Source organism: Streptomyces sp. NPDC031340 (genome assembly GCF_055569945.1).
In genome coordinates this window covers 54,459-75,192 of record NZ_JBVIIE010000009.1, presented here as the reverse complement: position 1 = coordinate 75,192, position 20,734 = coordinate 54,459, and the positions used below count along the sequence as shown (strand labels likewise).

The window sequence follows — 20,734 nt, the reverse complement described above, 5'->3', positions numbered from 1 at the left end:
TACGGAGCACGGGGGCACCCTCGCGTACGGCGGACGCGTACTCAGACCCGGCGCCGACGCACCACCAGGCAACCGCCCGCGACCAGCAGCGCGGCCGCCAGTCCGGCCATCAGACCGACCGGGGCGCCGTTGCCGGTCTCGGCGAGATCACCGGAACCGCCCCCGGCCGCCGACGGCGACGACGAGGCGGACGGGCCCGCCGACTCACCCGCGGAGGCCGACGAGCCCGGAGACGCGGACGCCCCGGCCGACTCCGACGCCGAAGCGGACGCGGACGGAGAAGCCGACGTGGACTCCGAAGCGGAAGCCGACGCGGACACGGACGCGGAAGCCGACGGGGTCGAGCCGCCGCCCTGCGAGTCCTCGCAGTCCGCCCAGAACACCTTCTGCTTCGCCGCGCCCTTCTCCCCCTCGAAGTTCCAGAACAGCTTGTAGTGCCCGTCCGGCAGCGACATGTCGTCCGTACGGCCATGACCCTCGCCGTCCAGCGTGATCGCGCCCGACTTCACCGTGTCGCCCTTGGCACCGGCCGACGGCGCCCAGACGTCGATGTGCCAGTCGACCTCCTGGACGCCGTCGAAACCGAAGGCGTCCAGGTAGAAGGAGCAGACGTGCGGTTCGTCGCGGGGAAGTTCCTCGCCGGTCTTCGCATCGTGGATCTTCACGGTTCCGTTGTCGCCCGGAACGGCGGCGTGAGCGGCGACCGGCGAGCACAGCAGCGCGGCCGCGGCGACGGCGGACAGGGCGCCGGCGCGGGAAAGGGTACGCATGAGGCGGTCCATCTTCGAGTGACTGAGCGGGAAGATGTGGAGGGGGCGGCTCAGCATCCGGCCGCGACCGCCACCGGGTCAATCACGAACCGGCAACACTCCCGGCGCCCCCGCCGACCTCCGCGGAACCCGCGACCCGTACGGCGCCCCGGAGCTCACATCGTCACGAACGCCGCCGTCAGCAGCGCCAGCCCCGACCCCGCCAGCACCCACGCGAGCCGCGTCCGGCGCAGCCCCCCGGCCACCACCACCGACGCCAGCAACAGCGCCCCGGCGAACGGCACCCAGGCGTACAGCACCCCCGCCGCCCCGGACCGCACGACCTCGTCCCCGCCGGGCTTCACCACCACCGCGTACCGCCCGCCCTTGCGCACGGCCACCGTCCGGTCGATGACCACCCGGCCGCGTGCCTGCGACCCCGCGGACAGCGGCGTGTACGGCCCCGTGCACGTGTCGGCCCCGCACCCCGTCACCGAGACCGTCCCGCTCTCCCGCCCCTTGGTGAGCATCACGTACTGGGCGCTCCCCCACGACGCCCACACGCCCGCGACCAGGATCAGCAGGGCGATCGACCCCATGACCGCGAACCGCCCGAACCGGACGATGGCGAAAGAGGCCTGACGAGAGGTGGTGGCTGTGGCCGGCATGGCCGGGATCATTGGCCATACCCCTACGCCCGGTCAACTCGGGCCTCGGCGCGAAAGAGACAGAAGCCGACACCTCAGGAGTTGTAGGTGCTCTGCGCCCGCTCCAGACCGTCGATCACCAGACACTCCACCGCGTCCGCCGCCCGGTCCACGAAATAGTCCAGCTCCTTGCGCTCCGCCGACGAGAAGTCCTTCAGCACGAAGTCCGCGACCTGCATCCGCCCCGGCGGCCGGCCGATCCCGAACCGCACCCGGTGATAGTCCGAACCCATCGCCTTCGTCATCGACTTCAGCCCGTTGTGCCCGTTGTCGCCGCCGCCCAGCTTCAGACGGAGCGTGCCGTAATCGATGTCCAGCTCGTCATGGACCGCCACGATGTTGCCGACCGGCACCTTGTAGAAGTCCCGCAGCGCGTTCACCGGACCACCCGACAGGTTCATGAACGACATCGGCTTCGCCAGAATCACCCGCCGCCCGGCCGGCCCCGGCGGCCCGATCCGCCCCTCCACCACCTGCGCCTGCGCCTTGCCGGCCCGCTTGAACTTCCCCCCGATCCGCTCGGCCAGCAGATCGGCCACCATGAACCCGACATTGTGCCGGTTCATCGCGTACTCCGGTCCCGGATTGCCCAGCCCCACGACGAGCCAGGGGGCGTTGGCGGGGGTGCTCACGTCCATGTCTCCTTGGATACGCGCCAGCCGCTGCCCCCGACGGGAACAGCGGCTGACAAAACGATGAGGGGCGACGATCAGGCCTCGGCGGAAGCCTCTGCGCCGCCCTCCCCGCCCTCGCCGGCCTCCTCGGCCTGCGCGGCCAGCACCTGGAGGACGACAGTGTCCTCCTCCACCGCCAGCTTCGTGCCGGACGGCAGCGGGATGTCCTTGGCCAGGACGGAGGCACCGGCCGCCAGACCCTCCACCGACACCGTGACGGACTCGGGGATGTGGGTGGCCTCGGCCTCGACCGGCAGCGCGTTCAGCACGTGCTCCAGCAGGTTGCCGCCGGGGGCCAGCTCGCCCTCGGTGTGCACCGGGATCTCGACCGTCACGGTCTCGCCACGCTGCACCAGCTGCAGGTCGACGTGCTCCAGGAAGCCCTTCAGCGGGTCACGCTGCACCGACTTCGGGATCGCCAGCTCGGTCGACTTGCCGTCGATGTCGAGGGAGATCAGGACGTTCGGCGTACGCAGCGCCAGCAGCAGGTCGTGACCCGGAAGCGTCAGGTGCACCGGGTCCGAACCGTGCCCGTACAGCACACCCGGAACCTTGTTGTCACGGCGGATACGGCGCGCGGCACCCTTGCCGAACTCGGTGCGCGTCTCGACGGCGAGCTTCACCTCGGACATGTCATCACTCCTCGTAGAAATCGGAACGGACGTGGTCACCCGGCCACGAACGGCCTGCTACGAAGAGCGCGTCGATAACGGACCACCGCACCCAAAGAGTGCGGCCTCCCTCGCCGAGCAACTGCAGCAGTCTACTCGGCCGGGAGGCCGCCGAAAAATCGATCATGCAGGCGCTACGGCAACACTCGCCGCCCGCTCACCACACGCTCGAACGCGCGCTCAACCCGCGCTCACTGCTCGTCGAACAGGCTCGTCACCGAACCGTCCTCGAACACCTCACGCACCGCCGACGCGATCGTCGGCGCGATCGACAGCACCGTGATCTTGTCCAGCTCCCGGTTCAGCTCACCCGGCGTCGGCAGCGTGTTCGTGAACACGAACTCGCTCACCCGCGAGTTCTTCAGCCGGTCCGCGGCCGGACCCGACAGCACACCATGCGTAGCCGTCACGATCACGTCCTCCGCACCATGCGCGAACAACGCGTCCGCCGCCGCACAGATCGTGCCACCCGTGTCGATCATGTCATCGACCAGCACACAGACCCGGCCCTTGACCTCACCCACGACCTCGTGGACGGTCACCTGGTTCGCCACGTCCTTGTCACGCCGCTTGTGCACGATCGCCAGCGGCGCACCCAGCCGGTCGCACCACCGGTCCGCCACCCGCACCCGGCCGGCGTCCGGCGACACCACCGTCAGCTTGTTCTTGTCGACCTTCGCCCCCACATAGTCCGCCAGCAGCGGAAGAGCGAAAAGGTGATCCACCGGACCGTCGAAGAACCCCTGGATCTGATCCGTGTGCAGATCCACCGTCAGGATGCGGTCCGCACCCGCCGTCTTCATCAGATCCGCGATCAGCCGCGCCGAGATCGGCTCACGGCCCCGGTGCTTCTTGTCCTGCCGCGCATAACCGTAGAACGGCACGATCACCGTGATGGAACGAGCCGACGCGCGCTTCAGCGCATCGATCATGATCAACTGCTCCATGATCCACTTGTTGATCGGAGCCGTGTGGCTCTGGATCAGGAAGCAGTCCGCACCACGCGCCGACTCCTGGTAACGGACATAGATCTCGCCATTGGCGAAGTCGAAGGCCTTCGTCGGGACGACCCCGACACCCAACTGCTGGGCGACCTCCTCGGCAAGCTCGGGGTGGGCGCGGCCGGAGAAGAACATCAACTTCTTCTCGCCGGTCGTCTTGATCCCGGTCACAGCACTGTCTCCTCAGAGGTGTCAGCCGGCCGACGACGCCGCGCCGCTGGGCACGACGGGCCGTCTCAGCTGGTGGGGGTGCGGGTGTGCACTTATCACGGTACGCCGTGTTTCACGCACCTGTTTCCGGTCAGTCCTCGTCGCCACGGGCCCGCGAAGCCGCCTCGGCCGCCTTCGCCGCCGCGCTCCCCGGACGCTTACGAGCCACCCAACCCTCGATATTCCTTTGCTGGCCCCGGGCTACGGCCAGCGAACCGGGCGGCACATCCTTCGTGATCACCGACCCCGCCGCGGTGTACGCGCCGTCCCCGACCGTGACAGGAGCCACAAACATGTTGTCCGAACCCGTACGGCAATGCGACCCCACGGTCGTGTGGTGTTTGTCCTGTCCGTCATAGTTCACGAACACGCTGGCCGCCCCGATGTTCGTGAACTCACCGATCGTCGCGTCACCGACATAGGACAGATGGGGAATCTTCGTACCCTCCCCGATGGAGGCGTTCTTCGTCTCCACGTACGTGCCGATCTTCCCCTTGGCACCCAGCCGCGTACCCGGCCGCAGATACGCGTACGGCCCCACGCTCGCCCCCGGGCCGACCTCCGCACCGTTCGCCACCGTGTTGTCCACCCGGGCGCCGGCACCCACCAGCGTGTCCTTCAGCCGGCTGTTCGGCCCCACCTCGGCACCCTCCCCCAGGTGCGTCGAGCCCTGCAGCTGCGTGCCCGGATGAACGACCGCGTCCTGCTCGAACGTCACCGTCACGTCCACCCACGTCGTCGCCGGATCGATCACACTCACACCGGCCAGCATCGCCTCCGTCAGCAGCCGGTCGTTCATGATCCGCCGGGCCTGCGCCAGCTGCACCCTGTTGTTGATCCCGGCGATCTCCCGGTGGTCACCGGCGACCGAGGCACCCACGCGGTGACCGGCCTCCCGCAGGATCCCCAGCACGTCCGTCAGGTACTCCTCGCCCTGACTGTTGTCCGTACGCAGCTTCTTCAGCGCGTCCGCCAGCAACTGCCCGTCGAACGCGAACACACCGGAATTGATCTCCCGGATCTCCCGCTGCGTCTCCGACGCGTCCTTGTGCTCGACGATCTCGGTGACGGCGCCGGCGTCGTCCCGCACGATCCGGCCGTAACCGGTGGCGTCGGGGACCTCCGCGGTCAGCACGGTGACCGCGTTGCCGTCGGCCGAGTGCGTCGCCGCCAGCCGCCCCAGCGTCCCACCGGTCAGCAACGGGGTGTCGCCGCAGACCACCACGACCGTCCCGTCGACCGACCCGCCGAGCTCCTCCAGCGCGATGCGCACGGCGTGCCCGGTGCCGTTCTGCTCCGCCTGCACGGCCGTCCGCACGCCCGGGTCGACCTCGGCGAGGTGTGCGGTGACCTGCTCCCGCGCGTGCCCGACCACGACGACCAGGTTCTCGGGCTCCAACTCCCGCGCGGCGGCGAGCACATGGCCCACCAGGGAACGGCCGCAGATCTCGTGCAGGACTTTCGGTGTGGCCGATTTCATACGGGTGCCCTCACCCGCTGCGAGAACGACGACGGCTGCCGGGCGGATGGCGCTCACGGAGTTGCCCTTCGGCTGTGGACGGGTGGGGACATCCGCAGGATACCGGGGCGTTTCACGGAGGACATGAGAGTGGGCCCTGACGGTGCTGTCTGGCAGCGGTCAGGGCCCGAATCAAGGGCTGGTATGCGGTGGGCTCCCGGAGAAGGACTCGAACCCTCATTCAACGGACCAAAACCGTTTGTCCTACCTTTAGACGATCCGGGATGGTTTGCCCTCTATGCCCGATTTTGCTGATCGGCTTTGAGTGCGGACTCCACTATGCCGTACCAGGAGCCCTCGATGCGACGGTACAGATCGGCGCCTTGCAGGACTTTGATGGTCAGGCAGCCGCGATAGCCGTCCCCGATGTTCTTGCGGACCGTCTTGGGGTTGTGCTTCTTGAGCGTCGTCTTGTTGAACGTGGAGCGATCGGTGCCGACGAGGTCTGCCCAGTAGCGCTCGGCGCCGGTCACGTCGGCGTTCTCGTGGATCATCACGCTGAATCGCAGGCGCTCCCGGGGGATGCCGAGCAGGTCGAGCCAGGCGAGATAGAGCCGGATCATGTCCGGGTCGCTGTTGACGAAGACGACGCTCTCCCGGCGCTCGTAGGGCTTGTCCTTGGTGCCCTCGGCCCAGTAGAGGCCGACTCCCACCAGGAACAACTCGCGCTCCGAGATGCCGCCGACCGCCTGCTTGGCGGCCTCCTTGGTACGCCGACGCTCCTCGTCGCGGAGGCGCAGCTTGGCCTCCCAGCCCCGCCGGGCGATCACCGCCGCTTCCTCGCGGCTGCGCTTGCGTTCCGGCTTCGGCAGATCCCGCACCCACAGGGAGACCGAACTCTTCGAGCAGCCCAGCTCCACCTCGATCTGGTCGTACGTCCAGCCCTGGAGTCGCAGCTCGCGCGCCCTGGCCCGCAGGTCGTCCTTCGCGCGCGGTCGTTTCGTCCACTCCGGTGGCGGTTCTCCCTTCACGAGCTGGTTGAGGATGTCGTTGTTGTAGACCTTCAGCTCGTCGCGGATCTGGCGGAGGCTGCAGCCCTGGCGCCGCAGCGCCACTGCCTGCTCGCGCAGGTTCTCGAAATCCGCGTACTTGCTCTGTGGGGGTGCCATGGACATACGGTCCGGGCGGAACGGGACATTCCGTGGTCGAACGGTGTGCGGTTCAGCAGTTCGAGCGATATCGGGTGGTTTCGCGCCCGTTGGGTTACACGATGTGGTGTAGGCCAGTCGTGGAAACTGGACGGAAAACCCCACCCGGGCGCATCTAGGCTGGAGCCATGACCACGACGGGGGAAGACCACGCGACGGCCGCGGGAGGGCCGTGGTGGTGGGCCAGGTGGCGCAGCGCGGCGCTGGACGCCGGCCTGGCGGCGGTGTCCGCGTTGGAGTGCGCGGCCGAGGGGATCGAGTTCGCGCGGGACGCGGGGATCGCGGTGGCGGCCGGTGTCGTTTTCGGGGTGCTGGCGGGCTCGGCGCTGCTGGTGCGCCGTAAGTGGCCGATCGCCGTGGTGCTGGTGTCGATCGCTATCACTCCGGCTCAGATGGGCTACCTGATGGGCATCGTCGGCCTGTACACGCTCGCCGCTTCGGAGCTGCCGCGGCGGATCATCGGGTCGCTGGCCGGTATGTCGCTGGTCGGGATGCTGATCGTGATGTTCGTGCGGGTGCGGCAGGACATGGCGCACGGTGATCTGGACCTGGGTGACTGGTTCGTGCCGTTCGCCTCGATCACCACGGCCGTGGGGATGACCGCGCCGCCGCTTCTTCTGGGGCTGTATGTGGGGGCCCGGCGGCGGTTGATGGAGAGTTTGCGGGAGCGGGCCGACAGCCTGGAGCGGGAGCTGCAGTTGCTGGCGGAGCGGGCGGAGGAGCGGGCCGAGTGGGCGCGGAACGAGGAGCGGACCCGGATCGCGCGTGAGATGCACGACGTGGTGGCGCATCGGGTGAGTCTGATGGTGGTGCACGCGGCGGCGTTGCAGGCGGTGGCCCGTAAGGATCCGGAGAAGGCGGTCCGGAATGCGGTGCTGGTGGGGGACATGGGGCGGCAGGCGTTGACCGAGTTGCGGGAGATGCTCGGTGTGCTCCGCAGTGGTGACGGGGTGCGGGGGCGTGAGCGGCCGGTGCCGTTGGCGGCGGTGGGGGCGGTGTCCGGGCCGGTCGCCGCGGCGGCTGCGGCGGAGGCGGAGGAGGGGGAGGGTCCGTGTCTGTCGGAGTTGGACGAGTTGTTGGGGCAGTCGGCGGCGGCGGGGATGGTCGTGGACCTGTCGGTGGAGGGGGAGAAGCGGTCGTACGCGGCTGAGATCGAGCAGACGGCGTACCGGGTGGTGCAGGAGGCGTTGACGAACGTCCACAAGCATGCGGCGGGGGCGAAGACGCATGTGCGGCTGGCGCACCGGGCGGCGGAGATCGCGATGCAGGTGGAGAACGAGCCGCCGCCGGAGCCGGCGTCGGCGTCGTCGGCGCGGTTGCCGTCCGGGGGCAATGGGCTGGTGGGGATGAAGGAGCGGGTCGTGGCGTTGGGCGGGGTGTTCGTGTCGGGGCCGACGGATGCCGGGGGGTTCCGGGTGTCGGCGGTGATTCCGGCGTCGTAGTGCTGTCGTGGTGCTGGCGTAGCGCTGTCGTGGTGCTGGGGTGTCGGTGGTGTCGGGCGGGGGTCAGCCGGCGGTGAGGCGTACCGGTTCTGTTCCTGCGACGAGGCCGGTGAGGGCGTGGTCGATGTCGGGGCCGAGGTACCAGTCGCCGGTGTGGTCGAGGGCGTAGACGCGGCCGGCGGCGTCGATGGCGAGGACGGTGGTGGTGTCGGTCTCGGCGCCGAGGGGGCTGACGTCCATGCCGAGGGCGCGGCCGAGGTCGCCGAGGGTGCGGGCCATGTGGAGGCCGTGCAGGGGGTCGATGTGGACGGTGGCGGGGGCCAGTTGGCGGCCGGGGCCGGTGGGGGTGAGGTGCAGGCCGCCGAATTCGGCCCATGCCTCGACCGCGGCGGGGAAGACCGCGTGGCGGTGTCCCGCGGGTGAGGTGTGGTCGCGCAGGGTGTCGGCCCAGATCTCGGCCTGCTTTATGTCCCAGCGTCCGGGCTGCCAGCCTGCGGCGCGCAGCGCGGCGTCGACGGGTACGGGGAAGCGCGGTGGGTTTCCCCCCGGTCGGGCGTGGCCGAGGTGGGGGGAGGAGGTGCGGTCGGGGTGCATCTGCCCTTCGTTCGTCGAGGTCAGGGACCGGCCGGGGGCCGTCTTGCCGAGTGCTGGGTGGGGGCGGGTGGCGCGGGGTGGGTGTGGGATCAGCCGCCTGTCGTCGTGGGGTCGACGACGCGGACGCCGAAGTGGGCGCTGAGGGCGGTGCAGGCGCGGCAGGGTGTGGCGAAGCTGCCGTGCAGGGGGTCGCCGTCCTCGCGGATGCGGCGGGTGGTGAGTTTGGCCTGTTTGAGGGCTTTGCGGGCTTCGCCGTTGGTCATGGGTTTGCGTGCGGCGCGTTTGGTGCGGGCGGCGTCGGCGGCGGTGATGTGGCGGGAGATGAGGATGGTCTCGGCGCAGCGGCCGGTGAAGCGGTCGCGTTGGGCGCTGGTGAGGGTGTCGAGGAAGTCCTGCACGAGGGGGTGCAGGGGCGGCGGCTGGTCGCCGCGGGCGGCGGTGCCGGTGAGGGTGGCGCCGCGGACGGAGAGGGCGGCGGCGACGGTGGGCAGTATGCCGTCGCGGCGGTGGCGGAGGACGGGGACGTGGGGGGCTTCGGCGGCGCTCCAGCCGATGCGGGGGTCGCCGGACGAGGTGCCCGTGCGCGGTGCCGAGTGAGGTCCCGTCTGTGTGGCGTTCATGATCGTCATTTCCCTCCCGAGCGTCCCCCCGGACGACACAGAGTGCCAAATCGCGTGGCGGGTGCGGAAGCTGAGGCGGTGCGACACGCCAGGTTTGGGCGGGCTGTCACGGCGCTGTGACGGCTGGTCACGGAAGCGGAGGGTGACCGGCCGGTGCCCGGTGACCGGTGCGGGCGTACCGCATAGGCTGTCGGCACCGCTCTCCACGCGGTCGACGGACAGTGACATGCGTGGTGGGAGTCGCGACGGAAGTCGGGACGGACGAGACAGTCGATACGGGGCGTAGTGGGCCGAGGCCGGTCACTACGGGTCGTACAGAGTGCCGCAGGGGGCAACCGCGATGACGACAGGTCGGCTCGGGCTGGGGGCACCTCCCGGCCGCCAGGCCGGGGGAGAAGCCGCGCCGCCGAACGCGGCCTATGCCGGGCAGGTCGTGCACTTCCCGGATCCGGTCCGGGCGGCCCGTCATCCGAGAGGGGTGCGGGTGGACGAGCGGGGTTATCCCGACTTCTCGCCCTACGCGCGGGCGGCGGCGGAGATCGCCGAGCCTCCGGAGGGTTTCGGTGTCGACGAGTTGCGGCTGACGGACTACGTGTCGGCGAACGCCGCGTTGGCGGCGTCGGGGCACGATCTGTGGGACACGGTGCCGTCGGTGGCGACGCCGCACGGCTGGACGTGGCATCACGTGGTGGGTGGCCGGCGGCTGGAGCTGGTGCCGGTCGAGGTGAAGGCGCTGCTGCGGCATCACGGCGGGATCGCGACGTCGAACGTCGACCAGGGCAAGCGGGGTACGCGGCCGCTGCAGGAGACCCGTCCGGCGCACTTCGGGCTGCCGAAGTCGGGTGTGGCGGTGACGGAGTCGCAGGTGCAGGGGGTCGAGGAGGACCTCGGTTACCGGTTGCCGGGCGCGTACCGGTCGTTCCTGAAGGCGGCGGGCGGGTGCGCGCCGGTCGGTACGGCGCTGGACGCGGAGTTGGGGCTGCTGATCGACCAGCCGTTCTTCACGGTGCGGGACGAGGCCGCGGTGAACGATCTGGTGTACGTCAACAAGTGCCTGCGTGATCATCTGACGAAGGACTATCTGAGCGTCGGTTTCGTGCAGGGTGGTCTGCTCGCGGTGAAGGTGAAGGGCGAGCGGGTGGGTTCGGTGTGGTTCTGCGCGTACGACGACGTGCGGGACGTGGATCCGTCGTGGTCGCCCGCGGAGCGGGTGGAGCGGCTGCTGCTGCCGTGCGGTGACGACTTCGACGTGTTCCTGTCGCGGCTGGCGGGTTCTCCGCCGGAGTTGGAGACCGTGGCGAACCTGATGGTGGACGGCGGCTTCGCGCGTGCGGTGCCGGTGTCGTCGGTGGGGGAGTGAGGTTCGGGCCATGGTGACGTTCGCGCAGGCGCAGGAGCGCGCCGAGGAGTGGATCAACGGCGACGTGCCGTCGTACCAGCATCGTGAGGTGCGGGTTCGGGAGTTCGAGCTCGGGTTCGTGGTGTGGGGTGAGGACCGTGTGGACGGGCCGCGTTCGGACGGGGGCGGGCAGCGGCTGGTCATCGCGCGGGACAGCGGTGAGGCGACGCTGTGGCCGGCGCTGCCGGTGGGTGAGGTGATCCGCCGGTACGAGGAGGAGTACGGCCGTCCCGACGCCGCCGACGCGCCGGTGCCGGCCGCTCCGGCGCGGGTGGATCTGAACCAGACGTCGTTCCTGCTGAGTCCGCCGGAGTGGTTGCAGGAGGCGGCGGACAAGCTGGGGATTCCGGATCGGCGGGCCGGTGAGGGCGCCGGGGCCGGCGCGGGTGCCGATACGGGTGCCGGTGCTGGTGGCGGCGTGCCTGCCGGGGCGGGTGCGGCGGGCGCGGGTGCGGCCGTCGGCGGTGCTTCGGGGGGTGCGGGGCTTGCTCGGACGCAGGCCGGGATTCCGGGCGGGGGGCGTACGGAGTGGCCGGAGGCCGGAGCGAGCGCTGACGGCGCGGCACCGGGCGGCGCCGGTCCTCGCGCGGGGGCGCACGGGGTTTCCGGCGCGCCGGGGGTGCCCGAGGGGGCGACTCCCTGGGCCGGGACCGACACCAACGCCGATGCGGGCGAGGACCGTTCGGTGCCGTTGCCGGCGACGGTGTTCGCGCCGCAGTTGAGCGAGGGGTCCGACGGCATGCCGTCGGATGGCCAGACGGCGCTGATGTCGGGCGGCAGTGGGCTTCCGCCGACGGCGGTGTCGCCGGCGCTCGGTGATCCGAACGCGTCGGCAGGGCACGGCGTGCCGGGTGCGCGTGGCCCGCAGGGTGGTGCGCCGGGGACGCCCGCGTTTCCGCCCGCGCCGGGCAGCACGCCGCCGCCCCCGCCGGTGCCGGGTACGCCCCCTCCGGGTGCCGCAGCGCTGGGCGCGACACCGCCGCCCGCGCCGACGTACGGCTACCCGCAGGCGCCGCCCGCGGCTCCGGGTACTCCGCCTCCTCCGCCTCCGCCGGGCGGTCCGCAGGGGACGCCGCCCGGCGGTGTCCCGGGTGCGCCGCAGCCGCCGGCCGGGCCGCCGCGGCCGCTCGCTTCGAACGCCGGGGACATCGCCGAGGCCGCCACGAGCAAGGCGGCCCCGCCGCCGCGCCGTGCGCGCGGGGGCGCGAACCCGCCGCCCCCGCCGGGCGTGCCCGGCGCGCCCGGCACGCCGGGCGCGCGGCCGGGCGGCACGCCCGCGCCGCCGCAGGCGCCCGGTACGCCGGGTGGTCCCGCGGGCGGTTACGTGCCGACGCAGCTGGTGTCGGCGCTCGGCCCCGAGGGGCTCGAAGGCCCCGGCGCGCCGCAGCCGCCGGGCGCCCCCCGCCCGCCCGGTGCGCCCAATCCGCCCGGTGCGCCGAATCCGCCCGGTGCGCCGAACGCGCCCGGCGGTACGCCTCCGGCCGGGGTGCACCACGCCGCGACGATGCTCGCCGACCCGAGTCAGCTCGGCGCCCCGGGCGCGCCGCAGCCGCCGGGCGCCCCGGGTGTGCCCGGTGCCCCTGGCGCGCACTCCGCTCCTCGCGCCCCGGGCATGCAGAACCCGCCCGGCGCACCGGGTGCCCCGAGCGCCCCCGGTATGCCCGGTGCCCCGGGCGCGCCGCAGCCCCCGGGCGCCCCTGCGGGCGCTCCGGGCGCCGTTCACCAGGCGCAGACCATGTTCGCCGCGCCCCCGGTGGGCGGACCCGGCGCGCCCCCGCCGCCGAGCGCCCTCGGCGCACCCGGTGTTCCGGGTGCTCCGGGCGTGCCCGGCATGGCGCCGGGCGCTCCGCAGCAGCCCGTGTCGCAGCCGGGGCAGCAGCCGCCGGTGCCGCAGCCCGGGCAGCAGCCGCCCGCGTACGGCTATCCGCAGCAGCAGGCTCAGCCGACGGTCGGTCCCGGTTATCAGGCCGTGCTGCGCTACCGCGCGCAGGACGGTTCCGAGCAGCAGCTGATCAGGCGGTCGGCGCCGGGGACGCCGCACCCGGAGTGGCAGATCTTCCATGAGCTGCGGGCCATGAACGTGCCGCCGGACCAGGTGCTGGAGCTGCACACGGAGCTGGAGTCGTGCGAGCTGCCGGGCGCCTACTGCGCGCGGATGATCCGGGAGCAGTGGCCGCAGGCGCGGATCACGAGCATCGCGCCGTACGGGACGGACCACGCGAGCCGGCAGCAGGGCATGCAGCAGTTGCTGGCGCACCAGGGCGAGCTGCACCAGGTGGCGGACGGGCCGGCGCGACCGGGGCCGGTGCGTGCGCCGTTGCCGCCGGTGCAGGCGATGCCGCCGATTCCGCCGGAGGGCATCGCCCAGGAGCTCGCCGGGGCCTTCGGACCGGGGATCTTCCGGTTCGAGCAGGCGGCCGTGTCCCGGCAGGGGGTGCCGCCGATCGTGGCGCACTCGCTGGTGGTGGCGGGGCTGCCGATGGACATGGGTCCGTTCTTCTGGGCGCAGGCCCAGCCGGGACGGCCGGTGCCCACGCTGGCCGAGCTGGCGCAGGAGCGCGGCGTGCAGCCGGCCGCGGACGCGGGCTCGTACCTGGTGATGGGCAGTGACTTCGGCAAGGCGATCTGCGTGCAGTACGGGACGGCGAACATCGTGGCCGTGCCGGTGGAGGCGGGGCCCGGCGGGGCGCCGGTGCCGCCGCAGTTCGTGAACACGGGGCTGCCCGAGTTCCAGCGGTGCCTGGCGCTGCTCGGACGGATGTGGCGGCTGCGGTTCGGGCTGAACCAGGAGCAGGCGGGCCGGTGGACCGTCGACTTCCAGGCCCAGCTGGCCGCCCTCGACCCGGCGGCGCTCGGGTCGCCGGAGAGCTGGTGGTCGGTGCTGCTGGAGCAGATGTGGGACGGCCTGCTGTGACGCGCTGAACCTTCGCCTGCCTGTGGGGCCGGGCCCGGTCGTGGAGACCGGGCCCGGCCCTTTCGCATGCGCCCGCACCGACCCGCCTCGCCCGGCGGGACCGCGGTGTCCGCGCCCCGCGCGCCCGCCTGTGACTGACGGTTCCGGTCGGGTGCCCGCCGGTGCACGCGTGTGCCGATGCCTCACCCGCGGAGCCCGTGCCCGCGGAGCCCGTGCCCGCGGAGCCCGTGCCCGCGGAGCCCGTGCCCGCGGAGCCCGTGTCCGTGCCGCTCGTGTCCGTGCCGCTCGTGTCCGTGCCGTGCCCGTGCTCGCGTGGGTGCCCGTGTCCCGTACGTGCGAGCGGCCCGCAGCCCGGGCGCGTGACCGGGGCCTGCGCGCGGAGTGTCGCGTTATGAGCCCTTACACCCGGTACATCAAGATGTGCGCGAATCATCATGCCGCATCCGTTCGGCGGAGAGGGGTTGCAGGATGAGCAGCGCACCGGTCTCGTTCCACGGGTTCGTGGCCGTACGGGGGCGCGGCTACCGTCCCGACCAGGTCGACGAGTACGCCGCCACGCTTTCCCGCGACCGGGACGACGCCTGGGAGCGGGCCGCCCGTCTCACCGTGCTCGCCAAGGAGATGGAGGCGGAGGCGGCGCGGCTGAGGGAGACGGTGGCGCAGCTCGCGCCGCAGACCTACGAGGCGCTCGGGGAGCGTGCGCGGCGCCTGTTCGAGCTCGGGCAGGAGGAGGCCGACGCCGTGCGGGAGGACGCGCGACGGGATGCGCAGCGTCTCGTGGAGGAGGCGCAGGCATGCGCGGACGGCGTACGGGACGCCGCGCAGGCGCACGCCGACGCCGTGCGCGCCGACGCCGAGGAACGCGCCCGGCAGTGCCTCCAGGCGGCGCGCGCCGAGGCCGACGAGATCCGGGTCGCGGCCCGGCGCGAGGTGAAGGAGAGCCGCGCCGAGGCGCTGGCCGCGCTGCGTGAGATGGGCCGGCGCGGCTCCGCGATGCTCGCCGAGCAGGCCGAGGAGAACGCCGAACGCCTGGCCCGCGCCGAGCGGGAGGAGGCCGGCCGGGTGGCCGCCCTGGAGGCGCGGGAGGCCGAGCGGGTGGCGGCGGCGGAGGAGGCGCTGTCCGAGGCGGAGCAGGCGTTCGTGGACGCGGAGGAGGCCGCCGGCCGCTGCCAGGAGGAGGCACACGCGCGTGCCGCCGCGATCGTCGCCGAGGCGCGTGTGCGGGAGGAGCGGATCGCCCGGGAGACGGAGCGGGTGCTGCGCGAGCACGGGGAGCGGTGGGACGACGTGCGGGCGCAGATGGACCACGTGCGGGCCAGTCTCACGGCGCTCACCGGGTCGGCGCCGGGGGAGTGACCCGTGGACGCGGGGAGGCGTGAGAACCCCGCACCCACCGGAACCGTGCGCTCCAAACCCCCCGTGTCAGTCCTTCAGGACCGGGAAGCGGCGTGGGGCCAGGAGGAGCAGGACCAGGAAGGCAACGGCGGCGGCGCAGGACGCGCCGAGGTAGACCGCGTGCACCGCGTCGGCGACGGCCCGGCGCGTGGCCTCCGGGACGGCCCCGGTGCGGAAGCCCCGCGTCACCGTGTCCAGGTCGCCCGCGCCGCCCAGGCGGGAGGCCAGCACCCCGTTGGCCACCGCGCCGAAGACGGACGCGCCGACGGTCTGGCCGGTCTGGCGGCAGAACAGCACCGAAGCCGTCGTGGTGCCGCGTTCCGACCAGCCCACCGTCGACTGCACGCCCACCAGCAACGGGAGCTGGAACAGGCCCAGCGCGGCGCCGAGCAGCAGCATCAGCAGCGTCGGCTGCCAGGCCGCGCCCGGATAGGGCAGGAACCGGAACGCGAACAGGATCGCGGTCGCCGCCCCGATGCCGAGCACGGCGGTGTCGCGGAATCCGATGCGCCGGTACACGTGCTGGCTCAGGGCCGCCGACACCGGCCAGCTCAGCGTCCACACCGACAGCACGAAACCGGCGGTCACCGGGGCGAGCCCCAGGACCGCCTGGGCGTACGTCGGCAGGAACACCGTCGGGGCCACCATCAGCAGCCCCAGCGCGCCCAGCGCGAGGTTGACCGCGGCGATCGTGCGGCGGCGCCACACCCAGCCGGGGATGATCGGCTCGGCCGCCCGGCGTTCCACCCACACCACGAGCCCGGCCAGCGCGAGCCCGGCGGCGAACAGGGTGTAGGAGGGGCCCGACAGCCACGGCCAGGCCACCCCGCCCTGCACCAGCGCGGTCAGCAGCACGCCCCCGCACGCGAACACCGCCAGCGCGCCCGCCCAGTCGACGCGGGGGCGCGCGGCGGCCGGCTCCCGTTCCGGTTCGTGCAGGTGGCGGGCGATCAGCCACAGCGCGACCGCGCCGATCGGGAGGTTGACGAGGAAGATCCAGCGCCAGTCCGCGTAGGCGGCGAGCACACCGCCCAGGGCGGGGCCCGCGACCGCGGACACGGCCCAGACCGTGGAGAGCCTGGCCTGGATCTTGGGGCGTTCCTCGAGCGGGTAGAGGTCGGCGGCGAGTGTCTGCACCGTGCCCTGCAGGGCGCCGCCGCCCAGCCCCTGGACGATCCGGAAGGCGATCAGCGTGCCCATGTTCCAGGCCGCGGCGCACAACAGCGAACCCAGCAGGAACACCACCGCGCCCGCGACCAGCACCGGTTTGCGGCCGAAGGTGTCGGACAGCTTGCCGTACACCGGCAGGGTCACCGTGACGGCCAGCAGGTAGCCCGAGAACAGCCAGGAGAAGACGGCGAAGCCGCCGAGGTCGCCGACGATCTGCGGGACAGCCGTCGAGACGATGGTGGAGTCCAGCGCCGGCAGCGCCATCGCGAGCATCAGGGCGGCCACGACGGCTCCGCGCCGGTCGGTCGTGGTGCGCCGCGTCGCCGCACGTGCCGCCGGTCTCGTGTCGCCCACGCCGGTTCCCTCCCCTGCGTCCGTTGGTGCCCCGGACACTTTCCCACTTGATCCTCACGTCGCGGCAGGGTGCACCCTGAGCGGGCCGGAAGGCGACAGGGCCCCCGAGGGGTTCTCCGCCTCCACCGCCACGGGCCGCCGCCCCCCCACCCGACGGGTCTCGTCCCCGAGCCCGACGGGCGTCCGCCCTGGGGAGGGCGACCCCTAGGGGGAGTTCCGTACTACGGCTCGGGGAGTGGTGGTACCCCCGGAGGACGAGACGGGGCCGGGTGCGTCCTTAGCCTGGCTTTACGCCGCCGAGGGGTGGCCGGGAGGCCGTCGGGGGGCGGCTGGCCTGACCGGTGGGGTGGGGTTTTCCCCCCGCGCAAGACGGTGCCGGGCACCAGCGCGCGGGACCCCCTCGACGGACCAGACTCATCGGCGTACCGAGTTCGTGCGGTTCACCGATCCACCCACAAGGAGACTCATCATGACTTCGGCCGTGACCATTCCCAGGCACGGGGGCACTGGAGGGCGTACGGCCGTTGCCGCGCGGGCTCGACAGGTCGTCAAGGCGTACGGGGCCGGGGAGACCCGCGTCGTCGCCCTCGACCACGTCGACGTGGACATCGCCCGCGGCCGGTTCACCGCGATCATGGGCCCCTCGGGGTCCGGCAAGTCCACGCTGATGCACTGCCTCGCCGGCCTGGACACGGTGACGAGCGGTCAGATCTACCTGGACGAGACCGAGATCACCGGTCTGAAGGACAAGAAGCTCACGCAGTTGCGCCGGGACCGGATCGGGTTCATCTTCCAGGCGTTCAACCTGCTGCCGACGCTGAACGCGCTGGAGAACATCACCCTGCCCATGGACATCGCCGGGCGGAAGCCGGACAAGCAGTGGCTGGCGCGGGTCGTGGACACCGTGGGACTGTCCGACCGGCTCAAGCACCGGCCCACCCAGCTCTCCGGCGGGCAGCAGCAGCGCGTCGCGGTGGCCCGCGCCCTGGCCGCGCGGCCCGAGATCATCTTCGGTGACGAGCCGACCGGCAACCTCGACTCGCGTGCCGGTGCGGAGGTGCTCGGCTTCCTGCGGCGCTCGGTGGACGAGCTGGGCCAGACCATCGTCATGGTCACCCACGATCCGGTGGCCGCCAGCTACGCGGACCGCGTGCTCTACCTCGCCGACGGCCGGATCGTCGACGAGATGCAGCGCCCGACCGCCGAGGCCGTGCTGGACCGCATGAAGGACTTCGACGCCCGGGGGCGCACGTCATGACCGTCCTGAGAACCTCGATGCGCAACTTCTTCGCGCACAAGGGGCGGATGGCCCTGTCGGCCGTCGCGGTCCTGCTGTCGGTGGCGTTCGTGTGCGGCACGCTCGTGTTCACCGACACGATGAACACGACGTTCGACAAGCTGTTCGCGGCGACCTCCTCCGATGTGACGGTCAGCGCCAAGGGCGCCTCCGACACCGGCCAGACGACCTCCGACACCGGCAGGCCGCCGGTCCTGCCGGCGTCCGTGGTGGGCAAGGTGCGTCAGGCTGAGGGCGTGAAGTCGGCGGAGGGGACCGTCTTCTCCACCTCCGTGACCGTCGTGGACGCCGACAAGGACAGCCTGTCGCCGAAGAACGGCGGGCCGACCATCGTCGGCAGCTGGAACGGCAACGACGCCCGCACCATGAAGATCACCTCGGGTGCCGCGCCCAAGGAACCCGACCAGGTCATGGTCGACGCCGACACCGCCGACAAGCACCATCTGAAGCTCGGCGACGAACTCGGCGTGATCAGCGCGGTCGGCACGCACACCGCGAAGATCTCCGGCATCGCGACCTTCCAGGTCACCAACCCGGGCGCGGCGATCTTCTACCTCGACACGCGTACCGCGCAGCGGACCCTGGTCGGCGAGCCGGACGTCTACACGAACGTCAACGTCACGGCCGCCGCCGGCGTCAGCGACGCCCAGCTGAAGAAGAACGTCGTCGCCGCGCTCGGCGCCGGCTACCAGGTGCAGACCGCCAAGGAGACCGCCGACGCCAACCAGAAGAGCGTCGAGGGCTTCATGAACGTCATGAAGTACGCGATGCTCGGCTTCGCCGGGATCGCCTTCGTCGTCGGCATCTTCCTGATCATCAACACCTTCTCGATGCTGGTTGCCCAGCGGACCAGGGAGATCGGCCTGATGCGGGCCATCGGCTCCTCCCGCAGGCAGGTCAACCGGTCGGTGCTGGCCGAGGCGCTGCTGCTCGGCGTCTTCGGTTCCGTCCTCGGCGTCGGCGCGGGCATCGGCATCGCGGTCGGGCTGATGAAGCTGATGGGCCAGATGGGCATGCACCTGTCCACGGACGACCTCACCATCGCCTGGACGACCCCGGTGGCCGGCGTGGTGCTGGGCGTCGTCGTCACGATCCTGGCCGCCTACCTGCCCGCCCGCCGCGCCGGGAAGATCTCGCCGATGGCCGCGCTGCGCGACGTCGGCGCTCCCGCGGACGCTCGCGCCGGCCGCGTCCGGGCCGTGACCGGCACGGTGCTCACCGGCGCCGGCGGCTGCGCCCTGTACCTCGCGGCGGCCGCCGACAAGGCCAAGGGCGGCTCGCTCTGGCTCGGCCTGGGCGTGCTGCTGTCGCTGACCGGCTTCGTGGTCATCGGTCCGCTGCTGGCCGGCGGCCTGGTGCGGGTGCTGGGCGCGGTCGTCCTCAGGGTCTTCGGTCCCATCGGCCGGATGGCCGAGCGCAACGCCCTGCGCAACCCGCGCCGCACCGGCGCGACCGGCGCGGCGCTGATGATCGGCCTGGCGCTGGTGGCCTGTCTGTCGGTGGTCGGCTCGTCCATGGTGGCGTCGGCGACGGACCAGCTCGACAAGACCGTCGGCACGGACTTCATCTTGCAGTCCGACAGCGGGCAGCTGATCACCCCCGAGGCGGTGAAGGCGGTCAAGTCGGTGCCGGGCCTGGAGCGGGTCACCGAGTACAAGATCACCGAGGCGGACTACACCACGCCCGACGGCAAGACGCTCAAGGACACCGACATCACGGCGGCCGACCCGTCGTACGCGACCGACCTGCGCACCAAGACCGTCGCCGGGAACCTGAAGGACGCCTACCTGCCGGACTCGATGTCCGTGCACGAGAAGTTCGCCGAGGCGCACGGCATCCACCTCGGTTCGAAGATCGGCGTGAAGTTCAAGGACGGCGCCACCGCGCACCTGACGGTCCGCGCGATCACCAGCAGCGACGTCGTCATCGACGCCGGGGCCAAGTACATCTCCACCGCCACGCTCGCCAAGTACGTGCCGGCCGACAGGATGCCGCTCGACCTGATGATCTTCGCCACGGCGAAGGACGGGCAGCAGGACGCCGCGTACAAGTCGCTGAAGACGGCGCTGCACGACTACCCGCAGTACACCGTGCGCGATCAGACCGACTTCAAGCAGGACCTGAAGGACCAGATCGGCCAGCTGCTGAACATGATCTACGGCCTGCTGGCGCTGGCGATCATCGTCGCGGTGCTCGGTGTGGTGAACACCCTGGCGCTGTCGGTGGTCGAGCGGACGCGGGAGATCGGCCTGATGCGGGCGATCGGCCTGTCGCGGCGGCAGCTGCGCCGGATGATCCGCATGGAGTCGGTGGTGATCGCCCTGTTCGGCGCCCTGCTGGGGCTGGGCCTGGGGATGGGCTGGGGCGCGACCGCGCAGAAGCTGCTCGCCCTGGAGGGCCTGAAGGTGCTGGACATCCCCTGGCCGACGATCATCGCGGTCTTCGTCGGCTCGGCCTTCGTGGGCCTGTTCGCGGCGCTGGTCCCGGCGTTCCGGGCGGGACGCATGAACGTCCTGAACGCGATCGCGACGGAGTAGTCACCGCGTCCGGGCAGCACCCGGGGGTCGCGGGGATCACCTAGATCACTGAGATCCCCGAGATCACCTGATCACGGGGGGACCGGCCCGGCGCCGAGAAGTCACGGGGGACTTCTCGGCGCCGGGCCGCTTCCGTGTCGCCGTCCGAGCTCCGCCCGCCCGGGGTGTCGGCGTCGTCTGTGGCGCGGCCGCGAGCCCGGCTTCTCAGCGGCCGGGCGCCGGCCGCGAGCCGGACTGTCCACGGCCGGGCGCGGGCCACGGGCCCGACGGTCCCCGGGCCGGGCGCCGGCCACGACCGGCTACGACACGACCGGCTACGACCGGCGGCCACAC

The 20,734-nt window shown here is 72.0% G+C and carries 16 protein-coding genes and 1 tRNA gene; 6 read left to right on the top strand and 11 right to left on the bottom strand.

What is annotated here, in order from left to right:
- Positions 1 to 41: 41 nt before the first annotated feature.
- The 8 genes from ACZ5GT_RS08880 to ACZ5GT_RS08845 all read right to left on the bottom strand — a co-directional run bounded on the left by ACZ5GT_RS08880 (position 42) and on the right by ACZ5GT_RS08845 (position 6,640).
- A complete protein-coding gene (locus ACZ5GT_RS08880) occupies positions 42 to 770 on the bottom strand; it encodes an LPXTG cell wall anchor domain-containing protein (protein ID WP_469017295.1) in 729 nt (242 codons plus the stop codon).
- A 155-nt stretch (positions 771 to 925) separates the two neighbouring features.
- A complete protein-coding gene (locus ACZ5GT_RS08875; protein ID WP_469017291.1) occupies positions 926 to 1,429 on the bottom strand; it encodes a hypothetical protein in 504 nt (167 codons plus the stop codon).
- Between the two features lie 62 nt (positions 1,430 to 1,491).
- Positions 1,492 to 2,094 carry an aminoacyl-tRNA hydrolase gene (gene pth / locus ACZ5GT_RS08870; protein ID WP_469017288.1) on the bottom strand — a complete coding sequence of 201 codons (603 nt, stop codon included), beginning with the start codon at positions 2,092 to 2,094 and terminating at the stop codon, positions 1,492 to 1,494.
- A gap of 71 nt (positions 2,095 to 2,165) precedes the next feature.
- Positions 2,166 to 2,762 (bottom strand): 50S ribosomal protein L25/general stress protein Ctc, encoded by a 597-nt coding sequence (locus tag ACZ5GT_RS08865; protein ID WP_469017286.1) that lies wholly within the window; start codon positions 2,760 to 2,762, stop codon positions 2,166 to 2,168.
- 230 nt (positions 2,763 to 2,992) lie between these two features.
- Entirely contained in the window at positions 2,993 to 3,973 is a 981-nt protein-coding gene (locus ACZ5GT_RS08860) for a ribose-phosphate diphosphokinase (protein WP_469017282.1), read from the bottom strand.
- A gap of 130 nt (positions 3,974 to 4,103) precedes the next feature.
- Entirely contained in the window at positions 4,104 to 5,549 is a 1,446-nt protein-coding gene (gene glmU / locus ACZ5GT_RS08855) for a bifunctional UDP-N-acetylglucosamine diphosphorylase/glucosamine-1-phosphate N-acetyltransferase GlmU (RefSeq protein ID WP_469017276.1), read from the bottom strand.
- A gap of 136 nt (positions 5,550 to 5,685) precedes the next feature.
- Positions 5,686 to 5,756, bottom strand: a tRNA-Gln gene (locus tag ACZ5GT_RS08850).
- 11 nt (positions 5,757 to 5,767) lie between these two features.
- Positions 5,768 to 6,640 (bottom strand): hypothetical protein, encoded by an 873-nt coding sequence (locus tag ACZ5GT_RS08845; RefSeq protein ID WP_469017273.1) that lies wholly within the window; start codon positions 6,638 to 6,640, stop codon positions 5,768 to 5,770.
- Positions 6,641 to 6,807: 167 nt separating this feature from the next.
- On the opposite strand from ACZ5GT_RS08845, the gene ACZ5GT_RS08840 reads away from it, so the two are divergent.
- Positions 6,808 to 8,121: a sensor histidine kinase gene (locus tag ACZ5GT_RS08840; protein WP_469017270.1), complete on the top strand. Its 1,314-nt coding sequence runs from the start codon at positions 6,808 to 6,810 to the stop codon at positions 8,119 to 8,121.
- Between the two features lie 63 nt (positions 8,122 to 8,184).
- Here ACZ5GT_RS08840 and ACZ5GT_RS08835 read toward each other — a convergent pair whose 3' ends face one another.
- A complete protein-coding gene (locus ACZ5GT_RS08835; RefSeq protein ID WP_469017266.1) occupies positions 8,185 to 8,715 on the bottom strand; it encodes an SUKH-3 domain-containing protein in 531 nt (176 codons plus the stop codon).
- 89 nt (positions 8,716 to 8,804) lie between these two features.
- Positions 8,805 to 9,344: a YwqJ-related putative deaminase gene (locus ACZ5GT_RS08830; RefSeq protein WP_469017261.1), complete on the bottom strand. Its 540-nt coding sequence runs from the start codon at positions 9,342 to 9,344 to the stop codon at positions 8,805 to 8,807.
- Between the two features lie 331 nt (positions 9,345 to 9,675).
- Between ACZ5GT_RS08830 and ACZ5GT_RS08825 the strand changes: the two genes are divergently transcribed.
- The 3 genes from ACZ5GT_RS08825 to ACZ5GT_RS08815 all read left to right on the top strand — a co-directional run bounded on the left by ACZ5GT_RS08825 (position 9,676) and on the right by ACZ5GT_RS08815 (position 15,004).
- Positions 9,676 to 10,695 (top strand): SMI1/KNR4 family protein, encoded by a 1,020-nt coding sequence (locus ACZ5GT_RS08825; RefSeq protein WP_469017258.1) that lies wholly within the window; start codon positions 9,676 to 9,678, stop codon positions 10,693 to 10,695.
- Positions 10,696 to 10,705: 10 nt separating this feature from the next.
- Positions 10,706 to 13,648 (top strand): SUKH-4 family immunity protein, encoded by a 2,943-nt coding sequence (locus ACZ5GT_RS08820; protein ID WP_469017256.1) that lies wholly within the window; start codon positions 10,706 to 10,708, stop codon positions 13,646 to 13,648.
- 468 nt (positions 13,649 to 14,116) lie between these two features.
- Positions 14,117 to 15,004, top strand: coding sequence for a DivIVA domain-containing protein (locus tag ACZ5GT_RS08815; protein ID WP_469017253.1), 888 nt, complete (start codon positions 14,117 to 14,119; stop codon positions 15,002 to 15,004).
- A gap of 66 nt (positions 15,005 to 15,070) precedes the next feature.
- On the opposite strand, the gene ACZ5GT_RS08810 is transcribed toward ACZ5GT_RS08815, so the two are convergent.
- Positions 15,071 to 16,567: an MFS transporter gene (locus tag ACZ5GT_RS08810; protein WP_469017244.1), complete on the bottom strand. Its 1,497-nt coding sequence runs from the start codon at positions 16,565 to 16,567 to the stop codon at positions 15,071 to 15,073.
- Positions 16,568 to 17,036: 469 nt separating this feature from the next.
- Between ACZ5GT_RS08810 and ACZ5GT_RS08805 the strand changes: the two genes are divergently transcribed.
- Positions 17,037 to 17,825, top strand: coding sequence for an ABC transporter ATP-binding protein (locus ACZ5GT_RS08805; RefSeq protein ID WP_360743726.1), 789 nt, complete (start codon positions 17,037 to 17,039; stop codon positions 17,823 to 17,825).
- Positions 17,822 to 20,401, top strand: coding sequence for an ABC transporter permease (locus ACZ5GT_RS08800; RefSeq protein WP_469017233.1), 2,580 nt, complete (start codon positions 17,822 to 17,824; stop codon positions 20,399 to 20,401). The genes ACZ5GT_RS08805 and ACZ5GT_RS08800 overlap by 4 nt, the downstream gene beginning before the upstream one ends.
- Positions 20,402 to 20,734 lie beyond the last annotated feature (333 nt).

Excerpts from the sequence above, each read along its gene's own strand:
- ACZ5GT_RS08880 (WP_469017295.1), bottom strand. The coding sequence starts at position 770 with ATGCGTACCCTTTCCCGCGCCGGCGCCCTGTCCGCCGTCGCCGCGGCC.
- ACZ5GT_RS08875 (WP_469017291.1), bottom strand. The coding sequence starts at position 1,429 with ATGATCCCGGCCATGCCGGCCACAGCCACCACCTCTCGTCAGGCCTCT.
- pth (WP_469017288.1), bottom strand. The coding sequence starts at position 2,094 with ATGGACGTGAGCACCCCCGCCAACGCCCCCTGGCTCGTCGTGGGGCTG.
- ACZ5GT_RS08865 (WP_469017286.1), bottom strand. The coding sequence starts at position 2,762 with ATGTCCGAGGTGAAGCTCGCCGTCGAGACGCGCACCGAGTTCGGCAAG.
- ACZ5GT_RS08845 (WP_469017273.1), bottom strand. The coding sequence starts at position 6,640 with ATGGCACCCCCACAGAGCAAGTACGCGGATTTCGAGAACCTGCGCGAG.
- ACZ5GT_RS08840 (WP_469017270.1), top strand. The coding sequence starts at position 6,808 with ATGACCACGACGGGGGAAGACCACGCGACGGCCGCGGGAGGGCCGTGG.
- ACZ5GT_RS08835 (WP_469017266.1), bottom strand. The coding sequence starts at position 8,715 with ATGCACCCCGACCGCACCTCCTCCCCCCACCTCGGCCACGCCCGACCG.
- ACZ5GT_RS08830 (WP_469017261.1), bottom strand. The coding sequence starts at position 9,344 with ATGACGATCATGAACGCCACACAGACGGGACCTCACTCGGCACCGCGC.
- ACZ5GT_RS08825 (WP_469017258.1), top strand. The coding sequence starts at position 9,676 with ATGACGACAGGTCGGCTCGGGCTGGGGGCACCTCCCGGCCGCCAGGCC.
- ACZ5GT_RS08820 (WP_469017256.1), top strand. The coding sequence starts at position 10,706 with ATGGTGACGTTCGCGCAGGCGCAGGAGCGCGCCGAGGAGTGGATCAAC.
- ACZ5GT_RS08815 (WP_469017253.1), top strand. The coding sequence starts at position 14,117 with ATGAGCAGCGCACCGGTCTCGTTCCACGGGTTCGTGGCCGTACGGGGG.
- ACZ5GT_RS08805 (WP_360743726.1), top strand. The coding sequence starts at position 17,037 with ATGACTTCGGCCGTGACCATTCCCAGGCACGGGGGCACTGGAGGGCGT.
- ACZ5GT_RS08800 (WP_469017233.1), top strand. The coding sequence starts at position 17,822 with ATGACCGTCCTGAGAACCTCGATGCGCAACTTCTTCGCGCACAAGGGG.